The 19,141-nt window shown below is 59.5% G+C and carries 19 protein-coding genes; 7 read left to right on the top strand and 12 right to left on the bottom strand.

Annotation, left to right across the window (positions count from 1 at the left end):
- From ACIF4X_RS02685 to ACIF4X_RS02670, 4 genes are all read right to left on the bottom strand, one after another.
- Positions 1-162 carry a YhfG family protein gene (locus ACIF4X_RS02685; protein ID WP_230669414.1) on the bottom strand — a complete coding sequence of 54 codons (162 nt, stop codon included), beginning with the start codon at positions 160-162 and terminating at the stop codon, positions 1-3.
- Between the two features lie 177 nt (positions 163-339).
- The gene (locus ACIF4X_RS02680; RefSeq protein ID WP_397480813.1) at positions 340-639 is read right to left on the bottom strand and encodes a hypothetical protein; all 300 of its coding nucleotides are present in this window, start codon (positions 637-639) and stop codon (positions 340-342) included.
- Between the two features lie 359 nt (positions 640-998).
- Positions 999-2,141 carry a hypothetical protein gene (locus ACIF4X_RS02675; protein ID WP_397480812.1) on the bottom strand — a complete coding sequence of 381 codons (1,143 nt, stop codon included), beginning with the start codon at positions 2,139-2,141 and terminating at the stop codon, positions 999-1,001.
- Positions 2,142-2,235: 94 nt separating this feature from the next.
- Positions 2,236-2,511 (bottom strand): hypothetical protein, encoded by a 276-nt coding sequence (locus ACIF4X_RS02670; protein ID WP_397480811.1) that lies wholly within the window; start codon positions 2,509-2,511, stop codon positions 2,236-2,238.
- Positions 2,512-2,814: 303 nt separating this feature from the next.
- Between ACIF4X_RS02670 and ACIF4X_RS02665 the strand changes: the two genes are divergently transcribed.
- From ACIF4X_RS02665 to ACIF4X_RS02650, 4 genes are all read left to right on the top strand, one after another.
- Positions 2,815-3,318: a polysaccharide deacetylase gene (locus ACIF4X_RS02665; protein WP_397480810.1), complete on the top strand. Its 504-nt coding sequence runs from the start codon at positions 2,815-2,817 to the stop codon at positions 3,316-3,318.
- Between the two features lie 180 nt (positions 3,319-3,498).
- Positions 3,499-5,433: an ATP-dependent DNA helicase RecQ gene (locus tag ACIF4X_RS02660; RefSeq protein ID WP_397480809.1), complete on the top strand. Its 1,935-nt coding sequence runs from the start codon at positions 3,499-3,501 to the stop codon at positions 5,431-5,433.
- 132 nt (positions 5,434-5,565) lie between these two features.
- A complete protein-coding gene (locus tag ACIF4X_RS02655; protein ID WP_397480808.1) occupies positions 5,566-6,792 on the top strand; it encodes a 3-hydroxyacyl-CoA dehydrogenase NAD-binding domain-containing protein in 1,227 nt (408 codons plus the stop codon).
- Between the two features lie 235 nt (positions 6,793-7,027).
- A complete protein-coding gene (locus ACIF4X_RS02650) occupies positions 7,028-7,453 on the top strand; it encodes an acyl-CoA thioesterase (RefSeq protein WP_397480807.1) in 426 nt (141 codons plus the stop codon).
- A gap of 55 nt (positions 7,454-7,508) precedes the next feature.
- Here the strand turns inward: ACIF4X_RS02650 and ACIF4X_RS02645 are convergent, their stop codons facing one another.
- The 4 genes from ACIF4X_RS02645 to ACIF4X_RS02630 all read right to left on the bottom strand — a co-directional run bounded on the left by ACIF4X_RS02645 (position 7,509) and on the right by ACIF4X_RS02630 (position 12,446).
- The gene (locus tag ACIF4X_RS02645; protein ID WP_016986401.1) at positions 7,509-7,991 is read right to left on the bottom strand and encodes a glycine zipper domain-containing protein; all 483 of its coding nucleotides are present in this window, start codon (positions 7,989-7,991) and stop codon (positions 7,509-7,511) included.
- Between the two features lie 290 nt (positions 7,992-8,281).
- Positions 8,282-10,630: an FdhF/YdeP family oxidoreductase gene (locus ACIF4X_RS02640; protein ID WP_397480806.1), complete on the bottom strand. Its 2,349-nt coding sequence runs from the start codon at positions 10,628-10,630 to the stop codon at positions 8,282-8,284.
- Complete coding sequence (gene fdhD / locus ACIF4X_RS02635) at positions 10,627-11,466, bottom strand: formate dehydrogenase accessory sulfurtransferase FdhD (protein ID WP_397480805.1); 840 nt, start codon at positions 11,464-11,466, stop codon at positions 10,627-10,629. The genes ACIF4X_RS02640 and fdhD overlap by 4 nt, the downstream gene beginning before the upstream one ends.
- Positions 11,467-11,558: 92 nt before the next feature.
- A complete protein-coding gene (locus ACIF4X_RS02630; protein ID WP_397480804.1) occupies positions 11,559-12,446 on the bottom strand; it encodes a LysR family transcriptional regulator in 888 nt (295 codons plus the stop codon).
- A 137-nt stretch (positions 12,447-12,583) separates the two neighbouring features.
- Between ACIF4X_RS02630 and lysM the strand changes: the two genes are divergently transcribed.
- Positions 12,584-13,033, top strand: coding sequence for a peptidoglycan-binding protein LysM (gene lysM / locus ACIF4X_RS02625; protein WP_397480803.1), 450 nt, complete (start codon positions 12,584-12,586; stop codon positions 13,031-13,033).
- Positions 13,034-13,082: 49 nt separating this feature from the next.
- Here lysM and yrfG read toward each other — a convergent pair whose 3' ends face one another.
- Entirely contained in the window at positions 13,083-13,745 is a 663-nt protein-coding gene (yrfG, locus tag ACIF4X_RS02620; protein WP_397480802.1) for a GMP/IMP nucleotidase, read from the bottom strand.
- Between the two features lie 88 nt (positions 13,746-13,833).
- Here yrfG and nudE point away from each other — a divergent pair, with 88 nt between their 5' ends.
- Together nudE and cysQ are read left to right on the top strand one after the other, a co-directional pair.
- A complete protein-coding gene (gene nudE, locus ACIF4X_RS02615) occupies positions 13,834-14,400 on the top strand; it encodes an ADP compounds hydrolase NudE (RefSeq protein ID WP_077570256.1) in 567 nt (188 codons plus the stop codon).
- Between the two features lie 11 nt (positions 14,401-14,411).
- On the top strand, positions 14,412-15,239 hold the full coding sequence (cysQ, locus tag ACIF4X_RS02610; protein WP_397480929.1) for a 3'(2'),5'-bisphosphate nucleotidase CysQ: 828 nt from the start codon (positions 14,412-14,414) through the stop codon (positions 15,237-15,239).
- 219 nt (positions 15,240-15,458) lie between these two features.
- Here the strand turns inward: cysQ and ACIF4X_RS02605 are convergent, their stop codons facing one another.
- The 3 genes from ACIF4X_RS02605 to ACIF4X_RS02595 are packed head-to-tail and all read right to left on the bottom strand — an operon-like array spanning position 15,459 to position 19,101.
- Positions 15,459-15,914, bottom strand: a complete 456-nt coding sequence (locus ACIF4X_RS02605; RefSeq protein WP_397480801.1) for a YiiD C-terminal domain-containing protein — start codon at positions 15,912-15,914, stop codon at positions 15,459-15,461.
- Positions 15,911-17,296, bottom strand: a complete 1,386-nt coding sequence (locus ACIF4X_RS02600; RefSeq protein ID WP_397480800.1) for a sigma-54-dependent transcriptional regulator — start codon at positions 17,294-17,296, stop codon at positions 15,911-15,913. The genes ACIF4X_RS02605 and ACIF4X_RS02600 overlap by 4 nt, the downstream gene beginning before the upstream one ends.
- Positions 17,293-19,101 (bottom strand): ATP-binding protein, encoded by a 1,809-nt coding sequence (locus ACIF4X_RS02595; protein WP_397480799.1) that lies wholly within the window; start codon positions 19,099-19,101, stop codon positions 17,293-17,295. Before ACIF4X_RS02595 ends, ACIF4X_RS02600 begins: the two co-directional genes overlap by 4 nt.
- Between the last annotated feature and the right edge of the window lie 40 nt (positions 19,102-19,141).

Below are 19,141 nucleotides of genomic sequence, written 5' to 3'. Positions count from 1 at the left end.
TCAGCCCGGTTTTTGCCGGTACTTTTCGAGAACCTCCATGCGTGAGGAAAGTGGCTTTTCAGCATCGGCAGGGGTGGTTTCAAAACCTTCAATACTTAGGCTAGCCAAGTAGTTTGACCGGCGAACCTTGTCGTAATGGGCCTGCTTTTGCTGAAACGTCAAAACGCTCGTGTCAGCATTTGAGTCTGAATCGCGATGATTTTTGCGTAAGATCTCGTCCATTTCGATAACGCTTTCCATCAGCTCATCAAAGAATTTGCTCATGGTTGCTCCCATGTTTAATTACCGTTTTTTTGATCGCTCTCACAGAGTGCATAAGAGCGATACGATCACTCAATTTCAGACTGGAGCCTTCCAATTGAGCATCTGCTGCTGTGCGACTTGCAGCAGGTCACAGCCATCCTGCGTCAGCAAATAGAGGGCGTGGGTGATGTGGGGGATGTCTTCGACGTCGGCTTGTTTGAAGCTGAGGCAGTAGAGGGTGCGAAGCAGGTCGCTCGAAGCGCGCAGGCGCTGGACGGCGCATTCGAGGATGTCTTGCGGGTTGGCGGCTGTGTCGATGAGGAGAGGCTTGGTATCGGTGAGGTTGGATTCGAGTGGGCGGTAGCGATCAGGGGTAAGCGGGTTCCATGCTTTCATAATGTGTATTCCAGATGTCGTGAAGTGTCATCCCCACCGTGACCAAGCGATGGGAGGCGAACTGTGTTCAGGTTGGTCAACCGGAGGAACACACAATCCGGCACGCTCGAAAGCGTCCCGAACACAGTCACCATGAAGCATGCAGACATTTGAAGTGTCGGCAGCATACAACGGACGTGTTTGTGTGTTCCATCAGGTGACCAAGCCTGAGTCGCTGATTAGGCAGCGACAGCCACGACTATAGATTTGACTTACCAAGCCGCGATAGGCGGCAACGGAGTCTAGGTTTGTAGGAACTGGACGAATAGCGAATAGGCCATTGCTGTAGGTTTTTTCGTGCGCTCACACCCCCAGCGCCATCAACCAATATTCCGATACTCCGCAACGTTTAACAGGCTCGTCGTCAGCCCCGTTGCCGGCGCGTAGATCGAACCCTTCACCGCCGAGAACGGCACCCCTTTGCTACCCAGCGAAACATAGCGCTCACCTTTATCCAGTTCGGTGAAGTAGGTGTAGGAAATGCTGTGCATCTGCTTGTAGCGCGCTTCGTCGGCGACGATGGCGCCCGTCAGGCGCAGCAGATCTGTTTCGCTCAGATTCAGGGTTTTGTTCAGTTGTACGCCCCAGCGCTTGAGGCAGGTTTCGGCGAGGTGGCGGACGATGCGGCCAGGTTCAACCAGCGTTTTCAGGTCGCCGCTGTTGGTGGGTACGCCGCCGGCGGCGGTGGCGTTGCCGGCCATGGTCGCGTGGCGGCCGGCCATCGGGTACACGCAGGTTTTAGTGCCGGTGGCGGTTTGCGGAATGACACAGCTGAATCCTTTGGAGCGTTCATCGCGGGCATAGAAGGCGACATATTCTTTGACGTTGGCGCCGAGTTTGACGCGTGCGTCCTGGAAGTTACCGATGCCCGGGACTGGATCAAGGGCAAATATATTCACCGGGATATTGTTCAACTCTCGATCATTTAACATCGCATTGGCCAGCATATGGCAACTTATTCCGCCTCGACTCCAACCCACCAGATTGACTTGAGTGGGAATGACAGCGTCCTTGCGAAACGTCTTGATAATCTGCTCCTGTAACTTCTGTTGGGTCACGCTGCGATCACCGTAGTTATATTTGCGCCAGAACCACGAACCTTCGACCTTCACATCCTCAATAGGAATGCCGGCGGCTTTAAGGCGGTTGTATTCCGCCTCGGTCAGTTGCTCACGCTGCCAGTCGCATTTGCCCTTGATGACATTGACGGCATGCTGTACGTTTTCTTCCCAGCCTTTGCCGAACAGCGTGCCGGTGAGGCCGTACTCCTTGGTCTTGGTGAACAGGTCATCGGCTTGCAGGTTGCCGCTGCCGGGGCCGTCGACGACGATCCATTCGGCGAACTCACGGCCGCTATGGTTGGCAGCCAGCGTGGAAACCAGTTCGCCGTCCCAGAAGTTTTCATGGGCGGTATCGAACTTGTTGGAACCCGTGCCGCAAAAAAATATAGTTAAAACTGTCATGGTGTTGCTCTCGTTTAGTTGTAAGAGCGAACAAGTTAGTGTCAGTTGCATGTATAAATAAAGTGTGGTGGTGTTTCCGCATTTGTAATGCGGATTAGTTGTATGTTGTTTGCGGTGTTTTCAGTTTGGCAACTTCAAGTAAGTCGCAACCGTCCTGCACCAGCAGATAAAGGGCATTGACGATGTTGGGAATATCTTTCACGTCAGCCTGTTTGAAACATAAGCAGTAGAGCGTTTCCAGCAAATCACTGGCTGCGCGCAGACGCTGATCGGCGGCATTGATCAGGTCAGTCTGGCTGCAGTGGCTGTCGATAAGCAGTACGGGTTTTTCGCTGTAGCAGGTCTTGAGGGGGCGATAGCGGTTGATCATGGTGAGGCATGTCCTGTTCGAAGGCGCTGGGGCGGGCCGGCAGAGTGTTTGCAGCCGCGCCGGCCACTATAGAAGGGCGATTCTCTGTGGGACAAGACAGCCGCAATGGACAGTATTCGTAGGGGTTTTTCCGTGTTTTGAGGAAATGCCCTACGTGTTTTCCCAGCTTTTTCAGGCCAAAACCCTTAGGCGTAATAATTCCTACGTGATTGTCAGGCGATTCGCGATAAACCGCTGTATCGTGCGCGCCAGAATCTGTAGGGCGTTTCCAAACGTCTGACACGCGCTTAAAGGGAATTAGGTATGCACTGGCTAAGAATGGCCGCACTTTTACTGCTCGGGCTGAGCACTTGCCGTTTGGCCATGGCCTCTGATGTTGGCAATGCATGGGTGCTGGATCGTCTCGATCGTACTGATTGGCCGGAGGCACTCATCAGCCAGGCGAGCATGGACACGGCTTCGCGCGGTGAAGTGTTGATGTTCGCCAAAGCCCTGCTGGCCAGCGAAGCGCTCGATGAGGAGGGGCTTGAGCAGCGGCTCGGTGTGCCCCACGTGCAGTTGAAGTCGATTCGCCACGTGCGTGACGGTCTCTGGGAGGGGTTGCTGAGTACCTATCGCAACGCCAGTCAGAACTGTGATGAACAACCGTTCTGCCCGCGTGTGCGCAGCGTCGCTGATCTGCGTCAGTTGGCGGCAGCGTTCACTGGCGACATCAGCCCAGCCCATGCGCTGTGGGCGAGCAAGAGCCATGGTGTGCATGAGCAGATGCTGAATGAGCAGTTGCGGGTGGCAGTGTTGCGTCCCTGATTTTTAAACTTCGCGGTGTGGCGGCAGGCCTCTTCGCGAGCAAGCTCGCTCCCACAGGGGCCGTGGCGTTCAAGTAATCGCTGTATCATTCCGAATCGATTTGGCCCCGACCTTTTCTCGACTCGCTGCGATCGCCCGCTAGGCTGTTGGCATGGCAGCAGTCAATGGAGTGACAGCGAAATGCACAACACCCTGGAACAGGTTTTTGGTTTTCCACAGTTTCGACCCGGGCAAGAAACCGCGATCAGCGCGGTGCTGGCCGGGCGCTCGGCGGCGGCGATTTTTCCCACCGGTTCCGGCAAGTCAATTTGTTACCAATTGCCGGCGCTGATGCTGCCGCACCTGACGTTGGTGGTCTCGCCGTTACTGGCGCTGATGCAGGATCAGTTGGCCTTCTTGCAGCGTCATGGCATCTCGGCGGGCAGCATCGATTCGGCGCAGAGCCGCGATGATGCCAATGACGTGATGGCCCGCGCCCGTTCGGGTGAACTCAAGATTCTGATGATCTCGGTGGAACGCTTGAAAAACGAGCGTTTTCGCAACTTTTTGCAGCAGGTGCCGATCTCGCTATTGGTGGTGGACGAGGCGCATTGCATCTCGGAATGGGGCCACAACTTCCGGCCCGATTATCTCAAGCTGCCGGACTATCAACGTCAGTTCAATATCCCGCAAACCTTGCTGCTGACCGCTACGGCAACACCGAAAGTCATCGCCGACATGCAGGCTAAATTCGCGATCGCCGCCGCTGATGTGGTGACCACCGGTTTCTATCGGCCCAACCTCAATCTGCTGGTGGAGCCGGTACGTGGCCAGGACAAGCGCCGGCGGCTGGTGGAGTGGATGGCCGAGCGGCCGGGGCAGCCGAGCATCGTCTACGTGACTTTGCAGAAAACCGCCGAGCACATCGCCGAACACCTTGAGCGCAATGGCCTTCAGGCCGAGGCTTATCACGCTGGCTTGGCCCACGACAAACGCGAAGCGATTCAGAAACGCTTCATGGCCGGGCAGTCCAATTGCATCGTCGCGACGATCGCTTTCGGCATGGGCATCGACAAGAGCGACATCCGCAATGTGGTGCACTTCGACCTGCCAAAATCCATCGAAAACTACAGCCAGGAAATCGGCCGCGCAGGGCGTGACGGGCAGCCGTCGGACTGTCTGGTTCTGGCCAATCGTGACAGCCTCAACGTGCTGGAAAACTTCGTCTACGGTGATACGCCGGAGCGCGACGGGATTCGCTATGTACTCGATGAACTAAAGGCCTCGGCGCCGGAAGGGCAGTGGGAGTTTCTGCTCGGTCCACTGGCGGATCAGAGCAACATTCGCGCACTGCCGCTGAAGACGTTGCTGGTGCAACTGGAACTGCGCGGCTTGATCGCGCCGCGCTACGCCTACTACGCCGAATACCGATTCAAATACCTGCTGGAACCCGAAGCGCTGCTTGAGCGCTTCGACGGTGAACGCAGGGATTTCGTCGCTGCAATCATTCAGACCTCGGCGCGTGCGCGCACCTGGGCCACGGTGAATTTCGAGGCGATGTATTCGCAGTATTCCGCCGAGCGCAATCGGGTGGTGAAGGCGCTGGATTATTTTCAGGAAAAGGGCTGGGTCGAGCTGGAAAGCAAGCAGATGACCGAGGTCTACAGCCTGCTGAACAGCGACTTTGACAGCGATTCCCTGAGCGCTGAACTGCACGATTATTTCACTCGGCATGAGCAGGCCGAAGTGGCGCGCATCCACGCGATGCTTGAAGTGTTCGCCAGCGAGCGCTGCCTGGGCTATCGCCTGGCCGAGTATTTCGGGGATCGCAATGCGCCTGAGCAGTGTGGGCATTGTTCGGTGTGTCACGGGCAGGTTGCGCGGTTGCCGGCACCACCGGAGTTGCCAGCGCTTGTGGATAAAAACTTTGCGGCGTTGTGTGGCGATTTTATCCACAAGCATGAGCAGCACACCGGGATCCTGCCGACGGCGGAGCGGCTGACAAGGTTTCTGTGCGGGATCAGCGTGCCGTTGTTCACCAAACTCAAGGCTCGGGCGATTCCCGGGTTTGCGGCACTGGAAGAGTATCCCTATGCCGAAGTCCGGGAATGGGCTGACGATCATTTGCTCGATTAAACATAAATCCTGTGGGAGTCAGGGCGCCTGCATCCATCCGCTGAATGTCGATCATCACGGTAATAAACTTCAAAAACTGTCGTTGGCTGACTATGGTGAGACCAGTCTTTGGATCGCCAACAAGAGAACAACATGAGCCAGACATCCTTCGATATTCAGCAGGCCGCGGTGATCGGCGCGGGTACCATGGGCCGTGGCATTGTCATGTGCCTGGCGAATGCCGGTGTGAACGTGCAGTGGGTGGATAACAATCCACAGATGCTTGAGCAGGCACTCGTCACCGTCGCCGAAACCTATGCACACAACGTGCGCCAAGGACGGATTGATCAGGCCGAGGCGGATGCGCGTATCGCTCGAGTCAGTACGGCGGCGGATTACGCGGCGATTCGCAATGTCGATCTGGTGATCGAGGCGGTGTACGAAAATCTTGAGCTGAAGCAGAAGATCTTCCGTGAGCTGGATGGCTTGCTCAAGCCTGAGGTACTTTTAGCGAGCAATACCTCGGCGCTTGATATCGATGCGATTGCTGCGGCGACAAGGCGTCCGGAGCAAGTGCTCGGCCTGCATTTCTTCAGCCCGGCGCACATCATGAAACTGCTGGAGATCGTACGCGGCGCGCAGACTTCGCCGGCCGCTCTGGAAGCAGCGCTAGCGCTGGGCCAGCGCATGGGCAAGGTCAGTGTGGTGTCGGGCAACTGCCACGGGTTTATTGGCAATCGCATGTTGCACCCGTATGTGCTGGAGGCGCGCAAGATGTTGCTTGAGGGCGCTTATCCACAGCAGGTCGACGCGGCGCTGCAAGGTTTCGGTTTCGCCATGGGGCCGTTTCGCATGTACGACGTGGTCGGCATTGATCTAGAGTGGCGTGCGCGCGAATTGGCCGGCAAGGGCCAGGATGCGCCCGAAGTTCAGGTGGATAACCGTTTATGCCAGTTGGGCCGGTTCGGGCAGAAGTCCGGCAACGGTTATTACCATTACGAGCCGGGCAGTCGTCAGGCTGAGCACGATCCCGAGGTCGATGCGCTGGTGTTGCAGGTCAGCGAGGGGTTGGGTTTCCAGCGCCGTGAGATCGGTCCGGAGGAGATTCTGGAGCGCTGCCTGCTGGCGCTGGTCAACGAGGGCGCGAAGATTTTGCAGGAAGGCATTGCCCAATCGGCGCACGATATTGATCTGGTGTATCTGAACGGTTATGGCTTCCCGGCGGACAAGGGCGGGCCGATGGCCTGGGCGGATCAGCAAGGGCTCGCGGACATTCATCAGCGCTTGCTGGCGCTGGAGACGCGCCAGGGCGATCAGTGGAAACCGGCGCGGTTGATTGCTGAGTTGGCGGCGCAAGGGAAGGGGTTTGCTCAAATGTGATGTCACCGCCAGAATCGATCCCCCTCACCCCAGCCCTCCCGAACCGTCGGACCGCCCCCAAAGGGAGCGAGGGGGAAAGGGAGCCGATCTTCATGACTTTAAAAACTGGAGTTCGACTCTAAGGATCAGGTCGGTGTATTCCGAAAGAACACCTCGGTCAGTCCCCTCTCCCTCCGGGAGAGGGCTAGGGTGAGGGCAAGCGGCCTCACTGAAAAACAGGAGAATCAGCCCAACCATGTCCACCCTTCAACGCGCCGACTACCCGCACTTCCAGCCCATCACCACGCGCTGGCATGACAACGACGCCTACGGTCACGTCAACAACGTCACCTACTACAGCTTCTTCGACACAGCGGTGAACACCTACCTGATTCAGGTCGGCGGTCTGGATATCCATGACGGCGCGGTGGTGGGATTTGTGGTCAGTTCGGCGTGTGATTATTTCGCGTCAATTGCGTTCCCGGATCTGATCGAGATCGGTCTGCGGGTAGGAAAACTGGGCAACAGTTCGGTGCAATATGAACTGGCGGTGTTCAAGGTCGGTGAAAGCGAAGCGTGTGCGGCGGGGCGCTTCGTGCATGTGTTCGTCGATCGGGCGAGCAATCAGCCGGTGCCGATCCCGGCCCGGTTGCGCGAGGCGCTGGAGCGTCTGACGGTTTGAGAAAGGCAAAAAAAATCGCAGCCCTCGGGCTGCGATTTTTATTCAAGCATTCGCCTTAACGATGGCGATAGTACTTGTGATGCTTGCGGTGGCCGTACGCATGGCCGCGACCACGGTGGTCGTCGCGGTAGTAGCGACGATCATCATGACGACGGTCGTAGCGACGATCGTCGTCATCGCTCTTGTTGCCCATGTAGTTGCCCAGCGCGCCACCGGCGCCGCCACCTGCTGCGGAGCCGATCAGGCTGCCGGTGGTGCCGCCCATGCTGCGGCCGACTACGTTACCGCCGGCTGCGCCCAGCGCACCACCGATGGCGGCTTCGCCACGGCTGCGTTTGTCGGCACCAACCGCACTACCACCCGCGCCGCCCAGGGCTGCGCCGATGGTGGAACCTGTATTGCCGCCTAAAGACTGACCGACGACCGAGCCAAGAACCCCGCCCAATGCGCCGCCCACACCTGCTTCGGTGGTGCCGCCAGCAGACGCAAAGCCACTGACCAGGCCAAGGGACAACAAGAGAATCGAGGAGAACTTCATAGAGGAGCCTCAAAGGGATGACGGCGCCGATCCTGAGGCTGTGTAACAAGCGTGACAATCGAAATCCGACGAATAACACGACTTGTATACAATTTCGCAAGTTACTGTTTTGTATGTGGAACTTAAGCTATTTTCGCCGGTCTTTAGCTACTTCGGACAGGCCGCTTTTATGAAAAAGCGGCCTTTTTTGTGGGCGTTCGAAAGGCAAAAGCGAAAAGATCGCAGCCTTCGGCAGCTCCTACATCGATCCTTGTAGGAGCTGCCGAAGGCTGCGATCTTTTGATCTTGTGTTAAGCCGACTTGGCCATGATCAACCCGGTCTCACTCGCCGCTTCCAGGCGAATCGCAATGAACTTCGATGTCGGCGTATGGCTGCCATCCCCTGTGCTTTCCAACGGCACCAGCGGATTCACTTCCGGGTAATACGCCGCCGCCTGACCGGCCGGAATATCAAAAGCCAACAAGGTAAAGCCCTTCACCCGACGCTCACGACCATCGTCCCACAGCGACACGATGTCCGCCTTCTGCCCCGGACGGAAGCCCAGACGAATGATGTCGGCCTCGTTGGCGAACAACACATCACGCTGGCCTTTCACACCGCGATAGCGGTCGTCGAGCCCATAAATCGTGGTGTTGTACTGATCATGGGAGCGCATCGATTGCAGGATCAGATCCGGCAATTGCCCGGTGGCGCGGGTGCGTTCGTGCACCAGATCTTTCGGCAGCATGTTGGCGCGGAAATTGGCCCGGCCCGACGGCGTGTTCCACTTGCGCGCGCCAGCGCTGTTACCGAGATAGAAACCGCCCGGGTTCTTGATCTTCTCGTTGAACTCTTTGAAGTTGGGAATGGTGTCGGCGATCAGTTCGCGGATGCGCCCGTAATCGGCCACCAGCCAGTTCCAGTCCACCGGTTTGCTGCCCAGTGTCGCGGCAGCGATGCCGGCGATGATCGACGGCTCGGAGCGCATCTGATTCGACAGCGGCTGCAACTGACCGTTGGAAGCGTGCACCATGCTGAACGAGTCTTCCACGGTGACCGCTTGCGGGCCTTCGGTCTGGATGTCGATGTCGGTCCGGCCGAGGCACGGCAGGATCAGCGCGTCTTTACCGTGCGCCAGGTGGCTGCGGTTGAGTTTGGTGCTGATCTGCACGGTCAGGTCGCAATTGCTCAGGGCTTCGAAGGTGCGTGGGCTGTCCGGCGTTGCCTGGGCGAAGTTGCCGCCCAGACCGATAAAGACTTTGGCGCGACCTTCGGCCATCGCGTGGATCGCCTCGACCACGTTGTGGCCGTTGTGGCGCGGCACCTTGAACTGGAAGCGGCGTTCCAGCGAGTCGAGGAACGCCACCGGCGGACGCTCGTTGATGCCCATTGTGCGGTCGCCCTGCACGTTACTGTGGCCGCGCACCGGGCACAGGCCGGCGCCGGGTTTGCCGATGTTGCCGCGCAGCAGCATCAGGTTGGCGATTTCCTGGATGGTCGGCACTGAGTGGCGATGCTGGGTGATGCCCATCGCCCAGCACATGATCACATTCTTGCCTTTGGCGTACATGCGCGCGGCTTGTTCGATCTCGACCAGGGTCAGGCCGGATTGCTCGACGATCTGTTCCCACGGCGTGTCATCGACCACGCCCAGGTACTCGAGCACGTTGGCGCTGTGGGCATTGAGGAAATCGTGATCGAACACGGCAGATTCGCCGGCCTTCTGCGCATCGCGCTCCCACTGCAGGAGGAACTTGGCCATGCCGCGCAGCAGCGCCATGTCGCCGCCGAGGGCCGGACGGAAATACGCAGTGTTAGTCGGCTTGTCGCCGTTGGTGAGCATTTCGATCGGGTGTTGCGGGTGCTGGAAACGCTCCAGTCCACGCTCTTTCAACGGGTTGATGCACACGACTTGCGCGCCGCGCTTCACCGCTTCACGCAACGGTTCGAGCATGCGCGGGTGGTTGGTGCCCGGGTTCTGGCCCCAGACGAAAATCGCGTCGGCGTGTTCGAAATCGTCGAAGGTCACGGTGCCTTTACCGACGCCAACGCTTTGCGCCAAGGCGACGCCGCTGGCCTCGTGGCACATGTTCGAGCAGTCAGGGAAGTTGTTGGTGCCGTAGGCGCGCACGAACAGCTGATACAGATACGCCGCTTCGTTGCTGGCGCGACCCGAGGTGTAGAACTCGGCCAGATCCGGGCTCGGCAGGCTTTGCAGGTGTTTGGCGATCAGCGTGTAGGCGTCGTCCCAGCTGATCGGCTTGTAGCGATCAGTTTCGGCGTCGTAGACCATCGGCTCGGTCAGTCGACCCTGATACTCGAGCCAGTAATCGCTCTGCTCCAGCAGCGAAGTGACGCTGTGTTTGGCGAAGAACTTGGCATCCACGCGGCGCTTGGTCGCTTCCCAGTTCACCGCTTTGGCGCCGTTCTCGCAGAACTTGACCATGCCGCTTTCCGGCGAATCGCCCCAAGCGCAGCCCGGGCAGTCGAAACCGCCGTTCTGGTTGGTCTTGAGCATCATGCGCAGGTTTTTCAGCGCGTTGTCGCTGGTCAACCAGGCCTGAGCCACACTGATCAGGGCACCCCAGCCGCCGGCAGCGCCTTTGTAAGGCTTGTAGCGCGGGACAGGTTTCTGGTCGGCTTGATGATGTTGGCTCACGCTTGATTCTCCATCGCGGGGCTGTACACCCGCGGCGCACTTTTCTGCGGCAGGTGGATGAGATTGAGGTTGTGTCGACGGGCCCATTGCACGGCAAGGCCGGTGGGCGCGGACAGGCTGACCAGCGTCTGGATGCCGGCACGCAAGACTTTCTGGATCAATTCGAGACTGCAACGGCTGGTGACAATCGCCAAGCCGCCTTCTGTGGATATCTTCTGGCGGATCAGTCCACCGATCAGTTTGTCGAGGGCGTTGTGCCGGCCGATGTCTTCGCGGCCGAGCAGCAATTCGCCGCTGGCGTTCATGAACACCGCCGCGTGTACCGCGCCGCAATGTTGACCGAGCGGCTGAAAAGCCCCGATGCGCTGGCGCAGTCCGTCGAGCCATTCGATCGGTGGCAGCGGCGCGCCGGGCAGAACTTTGAGATCGGGCAGTGCCTGCTCAACTGCTTCAACGCCACACAAGCCGCAACCGCTGGTGCCGGCCATTTGTCGACGTTGTTGCTTGAGGTTCCAGAACGCTCGATTGGCGATGGTTACTTGCGCGTATTGCGCTGAGCCGGCCCCTGTCAGTTGCAGGTCGTAGATATCGGTGGCGTCTTCGATGATGCCGCTGCCGAGGCTGAAGCCGACGATGAAATCTTCAAGGTCGGTCGGTGTCACCAGCATCACCGCCTGGCTGATGCCGTTGTAGGCGATCGCCAACGCGACTTCCTCGGCCAGCGCGGTGCTGGCCGATTCCTCGCGGGGCAAATCGCTGTAACTGTAGGTCTGACTGGCGGCAGGCGCGGGCGTTTCAAGTGCAGGCGCCGCGCAGGCTGGGCGCTTGGCGTTCATGGCATCACCGACGGTTTGATCAACGTTAAGACTAGGCGCGGCAACTTGTCGCGTCTAATCGCTACTGTCGATCTATCGATAGATGCCGTCGATCAAGAGGCTGTTGGTGATACCCGATACAGAGCGAAACAGGCCTCTGCCAGCGCTGAGCGGGGCGCTCCGCGCCGCATGATCAGGCCCAGCGGGGCGAGGGTCTGGGCGTCTTCGATCGGTTGCAGGCGCAGGTGATCGGTGAGTTTTTCCAGGCCGCCGTCCAGCGGCATGATCGCGCAGCAGAACCCGCCGTGTACGGCTTGTAACAATTGATGCACCGCGTCGGTTTGCAGCAACGGTTGCGGGGTCAGGCCACGGCTGTGGAAGTTATGGTCGATGGACTGGCGAAAATGCATGCCGCTGGTGAGCATGCCCAACGGCAGTTCGATCAGCGATTGCCAGCTCAAGGGGGCCTCGCCGAAGGTGAAGGTGCGCTGATCGTAGAGCAGGCCCATGCGGGTTTCGTTGAAGGTCAGTGATTCGAAGCGTTCGTGGTCCAGACGATCAAGGTAGGACACGCCGAGGTCTATACGATTGTTCGCGAGGTGTTCGAGGATCTGTTCGGAACTCAGCGCCGACATTTCGAAACGCAGATCCGGGTGTGCGGCGTGCAGGCGTTGCATCAATGGCAGCGGATCGAAACTCGACAACGGCACCACGCCCAGTCGCAGCGTACCGATGAGGTTGCCGCGACACGCCGCCGCTTCCGCGTGCAAACCGTCATACGCCGCCATCACCGAACGAGCCCACGCCAGCACGCGCTCGCCCGGCGCGGTGAAACCTTCGAAACGCTGGCCACGGTTGACCAGTGGCAGGTCGAGTTCTTCTTCAAGACTGCGCAGGCGCATCGACAGGGTTGGCTGGGTGATATGGCAACGCGCGGCGGCCTGGCCGAAGTGGCGAGTTTCGTCGAGGGCGATGAGGAATTTCAGTTGCTTGATGTCCATCTTCGCTCCGGGCGCTGGCAAGGGTGGGCGATTCTACCGCTTGCGCGGTGGCAGGGTCATTGGTCGGCTTGGAACCGGGTTTGTCTGTCGTGGTCTAGGCTTGGACGACTGAACCTTTATTCCATGGAGAGAAGACGATGAGCCTATTCAGCTTTATCAAAGAAGCCGGTGAGAAAATCCTCGACGCACTGACGCCTGACAAGGCCGAGGCCAATGGTGAGGCGCTGACCAAGCACGTGCAGGACGCGCTTTCGGGGATTGATACCTCGAAAATTCAGGTGAAAGTCGAAGGCGAAAAAGTCATCGCCACTGGTGAAGCCGCCAGCCAGGAAGAGAAAGAAAAGATTCTCTTGGCGCTGGGCAACGTTGCTGGCGTGAGCGGTGTAGATGATCAGATCACCGTGACCGGCGCTGCGGCCACAGCGGCGAAATTTGTCACGGTAGAGAAGGGCGATACCCTCAGCGCGATTTCCAAGCGCGTTTATGGCGATGCCAACAAGTACAACAAGATTTTCGAGGCGAACAAGCCTCAGCTCAAACACCCGGACAAAATTTATCCGGGGCAGGTACTGCGTATCCCTGAATAAAAATCGAAACCGCTATCGCCAGCCTGCTGGCGATAGGGGCAATCCGGTTTCAGAGACCGCCAATCAGATCCCGATAATCCTCAACCGCCGCAAACTCAGCCGTGTCCTTCGGCCCCTTGCGGCTGTCCGGCTCTTTCACCGCCAGCAAATGCGCCACACCAAAATCCCGCGCACTGCGCAGAATCGGCAAGGTATCGTCGATAAACAGACTGCGCGCCGGATCAAAGCCGATGTCCGCCTGCAAGGCATCCCAGAACTGCGGATTTTCCTTGGGATAACCGTAATCATGCGAGCTGATCAGCCGTTCAAAATACGGCGCCAGTTCGATCCGCTCAAGCTTCAGCGACAGTGAGTCGCGGTGCGCGTTGGTGATCATGATCACCCGTTTACCGGCGCGTTTGATCGCCTCCAGAAAGGTATCGGCATCCGGCCGCAGTGCAATCAGATGCGCAGTTTCCAGCTTCAATTCACGCACCGACAACTTCAACTCGGCACTCCAGAAATCCAGGCAGTACCACTGCAACTGGCCGGCGTGGCGTTCGAACAACGGCTGCAATTCCATCTCGGCCATGGCCCGGCTGACCCCGTGCAGTTCGGCGTAGCGCTGGGGCAGGTGTTCCAGCCAGAAATGATTGTCGAAGTGCAGATCCAGCAGCGTGCCGTCCATGTCGAGCAGAACGGTATCGATGTCGGACCACGGTAATGAAGGCATGGCAACGTCTCGAACGGTAGAAAGATATCCGACATAAACAATCGGGAAAGCCGCGTTATAGTAGCGCGTTCACGCCAAGGAGCTTTGCATGCGCCAGAAACCCACCGTACTTGCCCGCGAGATCGTCGCCACCAGCCGTCTGTTTTGCGTCGAAGAACTCAAGCTGCGCTTTTCCAACGGCGTGGAACGCACTTACGAGCGTCTGGTCGGCAAAGGTGCGGGCTACGGCGCGGTGATGATCGTGGCGATGCTGGATGCCGAACATGCGGTGTTGGTCGAAGAGTATTGCGGCGGCACTGACGAATACGAGTTGTCCCTGCCCAAAGGTTTGATCGAACCGGGCGAGGATGTGTTGGCAGCGGCCGAACGTGAACTCAAGGAAGAGGCCGGTTTTGGCGCGCGGCAACTGGAGCATCTGACCGAGCTGTCGCTGTCGCCCGGTTACATGAGCCAGAAAATTCAGGTTGTCCTGGCCACTGATTTGTACGAAGAACGTCTGGAAGGTGATGAGCCTGAGCCGATGCGTGTCGATAAAGTGAACCTGCGCGAACTGTCGTCGCTGGCGCTCAATCCGCAATTTTCCGAAGGTCGTGCCCTGGCCGCCCTGTATTTGACCCGCGATCTGCTGACCCAACGCGGATTCTTCCCAGCATGAGTGAAGTGTCGATGAATTTTCCCCACCCGTTGATGGCGCCAGTGGTTGCGCTGGCATTGCAGGCCGGCGAGGCGATTTTGCCGTTCTGGCGTTCTGGCGTTGAGGTCACGGCCAAGTCCGATGATTCGCCGGTGACGGCGGCGGATCTGGCCGCGCACCATCTGATCCTTGCCGGGCTGACGACGCTTGATCCGAGCATTCCGGTGTTATCGGAAGAAGACGCCAACATCCCCCAGAGCGTACGCGCCGGCTGGCAGCGCTGGTGGTTGGTGGATCCGTTGGATGGCACCAAGGAATTCATCAGCGGCAGTGAAGAGTTCACCGTCAACATCGCGCTGATCGAAAACGGTCGAGTAGTATTTGGCGTGGTGTCGATGCCGACCAACGGTCGCTTCTACATCGGCGGCGCCGGGCTTGGGGCATGGCGTTGCGACCAGGGCGGCACGCCGGTTTCGATTCAGGTGCGTGATGTGCCCGGGCCGGGTGAAGCGTTCACCGTGGTCGCCAGTCGTCGACACTCCAGCCCCGAGCAAGAGCGTTTGCTGGCAGGTTTGAGTGCCAGCCTCGGTGAACTGCAGTTGGCCAATATTGGCAGCTCGCTGAAATTTTGCCTGGTGGCGGAAGGCGCGGCGGATTGCTATCCGCGACTGGCGCCGACCTCGCAGTGGGACACGGCGGCGGCGCAGGGTGTGCTCGAAGGGGCGGGTGGTGAGGTGCTGGATCTGCGCGGGGATGCGTTCTGCTATCCAGCGCGGGAATCGCTGCGCAATGAGTTCTTCTTGGCGTTGCCGGCGAAGGCAGCCTGGCGTTCGCAATTGTTGGAGTTGGCTCGGGGTTAAATGGGCTGATCCGAAATCCCCCTCACCCCAGCCCTCTCCCCCAGGAGAGGGAGCCGATCGAGTTGTCTTGCGTCTCACATCGACCTGAAAGATTGGGTCGATTGTGGATTCGGCAAAGCGCCTTCAGGTCGATGTACTTCTGAAGCATCCCCCAATCAGTTCCCTCTCCCTCTGGGAGAGGGTTAGGCGGGCGGCGTTCCGATGAGGGGCTTTTGATCTTCAGCGGTGCAAAACGTACTGCCCGGTAAATGTCACTGCATCTTCTTCGCTGCCCTGATTGACGATGCGCGTTTGTAGCATCAACCGCGCCCGCCCATAACGCCGATACATCGCCAGAAACCTCTTCCACACCGCCACATCAGGCGCCGGGCAAATCGCCGTGGCATCGCCAGTAACTGGCAGCGGGTAACTGATCTGCCCCTCCTGAATCACAATGTGCCCGTCGGTGATACCTTCTTCCTTCAAGCGCAAATGCAGCCAGCCCCACCCGGCCAGCACCGCGCCACAGTAAAGGCTACCGCCAAACATGGTGCTCTTGTGATTGACGTTCGGGTCGAGTGGCAGATACAGACTCAGTTGCTGTTCATGCCAGTCGAGCACTTTTAGGCCCATGTCTCGGGTCAGCGGGATGTCGTGATGCAAAACCGACTCAAGATAGGCGCTGTGGCTGATCATTCGTTCTCGTCCCCATGGCTGCTGTCGCCAAAGTTGAGGCCATGCTTGCGCAATTTGTCATGCAGGGTCTTGCGCGGGACGCCCAAGGCTTCGGCGAGGCTACGCACTGAACTGTGGGAACGCGCCAATTCGGCCGCGATCAACGATTTTTCAAAGCTTTCCACTTGCTCGCTGAGCCCCCCATTGATGACTTCGACCGTGGTACTGCCAGCGCTTTCGGCGTCACCGTTATCCAGCGCCAGTTCCAGGCCGAGGGCGAAACGTTCGGCGGCATTCTGCAGTTCGCGCACGTTGCCCGGCCAGGTGTGACGCAGCAGCAAGGCGCGTTGTGCCGGTTGTAACTCGTGGGGCGGCAAACCGTGGCGGGCGCTGGCTTCATCGGCGTAATGCTGGAACAGCACCAACGCATCTTCGCCACGCTCACGCAGTGGCGGAATGCGCAGCGGTGCGACGTTGAGGCGGTAATACAAGTCGGCGCGGAAGCGGCCCTGATCGGCGGCCTGACGCAGGTCTTCCTTGGTCGCGGCAATCACGCGGATGTCCAGCGGGATCAGTTGATTGCCGCCCAGACGCTCGACCACGCGCTCCTGCAGCATGCGCAGCAACTTCACTTGCACGTCCATGCTCATGCTTTCGATTTCATCGAGAAACAGCGTACCGCCATTGGCGAATTCGAATTTGCCTATGCGGCGTTTCTGCGCGCCGGTGAACGCGCCGGGTTCGTGGCCGAACAGTTCGCTTTCCACCACCGACTCGGCCAGTGCGCCGGCGTTGATCGCCACGAACGGGCCGTTACGGCGGCTCGACAAATCGTGCAGAGCGCGGGCGACCACTTCTTTGCCGGCGCCGGTTTCGCCGAGGATCAGCACGTCAGCCTTGGTCGCGGCCAGCGCGCCGATCTGTTCGCGCAGACGCAGCATCGGCGTCGAATGGCCAACCAGTCGCGCACTCAATTCATTGCGGTCGCTGAGGGCCAGGCGCAGGCTGCGGTTGTCCAGCACCAGTCGGCGCAAGGCGAGGGCGCGGCGCACGCTGTCGAGCAGCGCATCGCTGGCGAAAGGTTTTTCGAGAAAGTCATAAGCGCCGGCACGCATGGCCTGCACCGCCAGCGGTACATCGCCGTGGCCGGTGATCAGCAACACCGGCAGCTCCGGATCCTGCGCGTGCAATTCGCTGAGCAATTCCAGACCGTCCATACCCGGCATGCGAATATCGCTCACCACCACGCCCGGCCAGTCGCGTTCAAGCTGTGCGGCCAGCCCCTTGGCTTCGGACAGCGGCAAGATTTTCAGACCGGCCAGATCCAGTGTCTGGCCGAGAGCCTGACGCAGGTGCGGATCGTCGTCGATCAACACCACCTGAATACGATTGTCGATGGTCATGCACTTCGATCCTCGGACGGTTGCAGGCTGACCCCGGGCGCACCGGCGCGCAGCCGCAGGGTAATCAAGGCGCCACCTTGCTTGTGGTTGGCGAACGACAGCTCACCGCCGAAGGCGCGCATCAGCGTTTCACAAATGGCTAGCCCCAGCCCCAGACCCTGAGTGCGGGTCTTGGTGGTGTAAAAGGGCTCGCTGGCGCGGCCGAGGGCTTCCATACAGAACCCAGGGCCGTTGTCGCGAATGTACAGATTGACGCCCTCGGTGGTGGATTCGGCACTCAGCCACAGTTTGCGCGGCGGGCCTTTTTCGGTGAGCGCGTCGAGGGCGTTGGCCAGCAGATTGCCAAGCACCTGGCGCAGACGCGTTTCCCCGGCCTCGACCCACAGCGTGGCGGCCGGCAGATCGCGAATCAGCTCAACCTCCATGCTGCGGCGCCGTTTGGCGAGCAAGGCCAGTGCATCGTCGAGGGCCGGTTGCAGGGCAACGCTTTCCGGCGCATGGCGATCACGGCGGGCAAAGGCGCGCAGGTGGGCGATGATCGAGGCCATGCGCCCGGTCAGTTCGCTGATCAGTTTGAGGTTGCCGCGAGCGTCGTCGGTGCGCTGATGATCGAGCAGCACTTCGGCGTTTTCCGCGTAGCTGCGGATCGCTGCCAGCGGCTGATTGAGTTCGTGGCTGATGCTCGCTGACATGGTTCCCAGCGCCGACAATTTACCGGCCTGTACCAAGTCATCCTGGGCGCGCACCAGTTCCTGCTGAGCCTGTTCACGCTCCAGCACTTCTTCCTTCAAACGCCGGTTGAGGCCTTCGAGGTCGCTGGTGCGTTCCGCCACGCGGCCCTCCAGTTCGCGGCGTGCCTTGGCCTCGAACGCGATGCGCTCCAGATAATGCCGGCGACGCTGCATCATCAGGCCAAGCAACAGCATTACCACCAGCAGCGTGGCGCCGCCGATGGCGACGACGGTGCGCACCGGGCGGTCGATCAGCGTACGCGGGGCAAGGATACTCACGCTCCAGCCGGTTTCGGCGATGTCGTGGGTCTGGATCAGCCACGCGCTGGGGCTGAGGCTCAATGGGCGCGGTTCACGGGTCGGATAGGGCTGGATGGCGGTGATCGCCGAACGTTCGCTGTCGCTCAAGTCACGGGTCGAGCGAAAGCGCCATTCCGGGCGCGAGGTGAGGATGACCACGCCGTTGTGGTCGGTCACCAGCAGTTGTTCCGGGGTTTTGCCCCATAGGCTTTCGGTGTGGTCGAGGTCGACCTTGATCACCAGTACACCGATGATTTTTTCGCCGTTGCGCACGGCGGCGGCGAAGAAGTAACCGCGCTTGGCCGAGGTGGTGCCGAGACCGAAGAAGCGCCCGAGACGACCGGCCATGGCTTCACTGAAATACGGCCGGAACGAGAAATTGCGGCCGACAAAACTGTCGTGCTTGTCCCAGTTCGACGCTGCCAGCGTCTGGCCGCTGATGTCCATCAGGTACATGACTTCGGCGCCGGTCTGCGCGGCAATGTTCTTCAGCAGGCGATTGGCATTGCCTTGGGTGACGCCGTCGTCAGGCGCACCCAGTACTGCACGCAGCGCCGGCAGATCGCCGAGGATTTGCGGCAACACTTCGTAGCGGTGCAGGGTGCCCAGCAGGTTGGCGACGTACAGGTCGAGGGTCTGGCGGTTCTGGCCGGCCAGTTCGCTGCGGTAATAGCGCTCGGCAAGATGTTCCAGCGGCCACAACAGCGGCGCCAGACACAGGGCCAGCAGCGCGAGGCTGCGCCAGCGAGGTCTGCGGGGAAGGGTTGGTTTCATGAGCCGGATGCGCCTGTAGGGACAGGCGCATTATGCCCGG

This window comes from Pseudomonas sp. NPDC085632, assembly GCF_044541255.1.
In the GTDB taxonomy this organism is placed as follows: domain Bacteria; phylum Pseudomonadota; class Gammaproteobacteria; order Pseudomonadales; family Pseudomonadaceae; genus Aquipseudomonas.
This window is presented reverse-complemented; position numbering and strand designations above follow the sequence as displayed.

Coding starts and splice junctions, on each gene's coding strand:
- ACIF4X_RS02680 (WP_397480813.1), bottom strand. CDS start 639: ATGAAAGCATGGAACCCGCTTACCCCTGATCGCTACCGCCCACTCGAA.
- ACIF4X_RS02675 (WP_397480812.1), bottom strand. CDS start 2,141: ATGACAGTTTTAACTATATTTTTTTGCGGCACGGGTTCCAACAAGTTC.
- ACIF4X_RS02670 (WP_397480811.1), bottom strand. CDS start 2,511: ATGATCAACCGCTATCGCCCCCTCAAGACCTGCTACAGCGAAAAACCC.
- ACIF4X_RS02665 (WP_397480810.1), top strand. CDS start 2,815: ATGCACTGGCTAAGAATGGCCGCACTTTTACTGCTCGGGCTGAGCACT.
- ACIF4X_RS02660 (WP_397480809.1), top strand. CDS start 3,499: ATGCACAACACCCTGGAACAGGTTTTTGGTTTTCCACAGTTTCGACCC.
- ACIF4X_RS02655 (WP_397480808.1), top strand. CDS start 5,566: ATGAGCCAGACATCCTTCGATATTCAGCAGGCCGCGGTGATCGGCGCG.
- ACIF4X_RS02650 (WP_397480807.1), top strand. CDS start 7,028: ATGTCCACCCTTCAACGCGCCGACTACCCGCACTTCCAGCCCATCACC.
- ACIF4X_RS02645 (WP_016986401.1), bottom strand. CDS start 7,991: ATGAAGTTCTCCTCGATTCTCTTGTTGTCCCTTGGCCTGGTCAGTGGC.
- fdhD (WP_397480805.1), bottom strand. CDS start 11,466: ATGAACGCCAAGCGCCCAGCCTGCGCGGCGCCTGCACTTGAAACGCCC.
- ACIF4X_RS02630 (WP_397480804.1), bottom strand. CDS start 12,446: ATGGACATCAAGCAACTGAAATTCCTCATCGCCCTCGACGAAACTCGC.
- lysM (WP_397480803.1), top strand. CDS start 12,584: ATGAGCCTATTCAGCTTTATCAAAGAAGCCGGTGAGAAAATCCTCGAC.
- yrfG (WP_397480802.1), bottom strand. CDS start 13,745: ATGCCTTCATTACCGTGGTCCGACATCGATACCGTTCTGCTCGACATG.
- nudE (WP_077570256.1), top strand. CDS start 13,834: ATGCGCCAGAAACCCACCGTACTTGCCCGCGAGATCGTCGCCACCAGC.
- cysQ (WP_397480929.1), top strand. CDS start 14,412: ATGAATTTTCCCCACCCGTTGATGGCGCCAGTGGTTGCGCTGGCATTG.
- ACIF4X_RS02605 (WP_397480801.1), bottom strand. CDS start 15,914: ATGATCAGCCACAGCGCCTATCTTGAGTCGGTTTTGCATCACGACATC.
- ACIF4X_RS02600 (WP_397480800.1), bottom strand. CDS start 17,296: ATGACCATCGACAATCGTATTCAGGTGGTGTTGATCGACGACGATCCG.
- ACIF4X_RS02595 (WP_397480799.1), bottom strand. CDS start 19,101: ATGAAACCAACCCTTCCCCGCAGACCTCGCTGGCGCAGCCTCGCGCTG.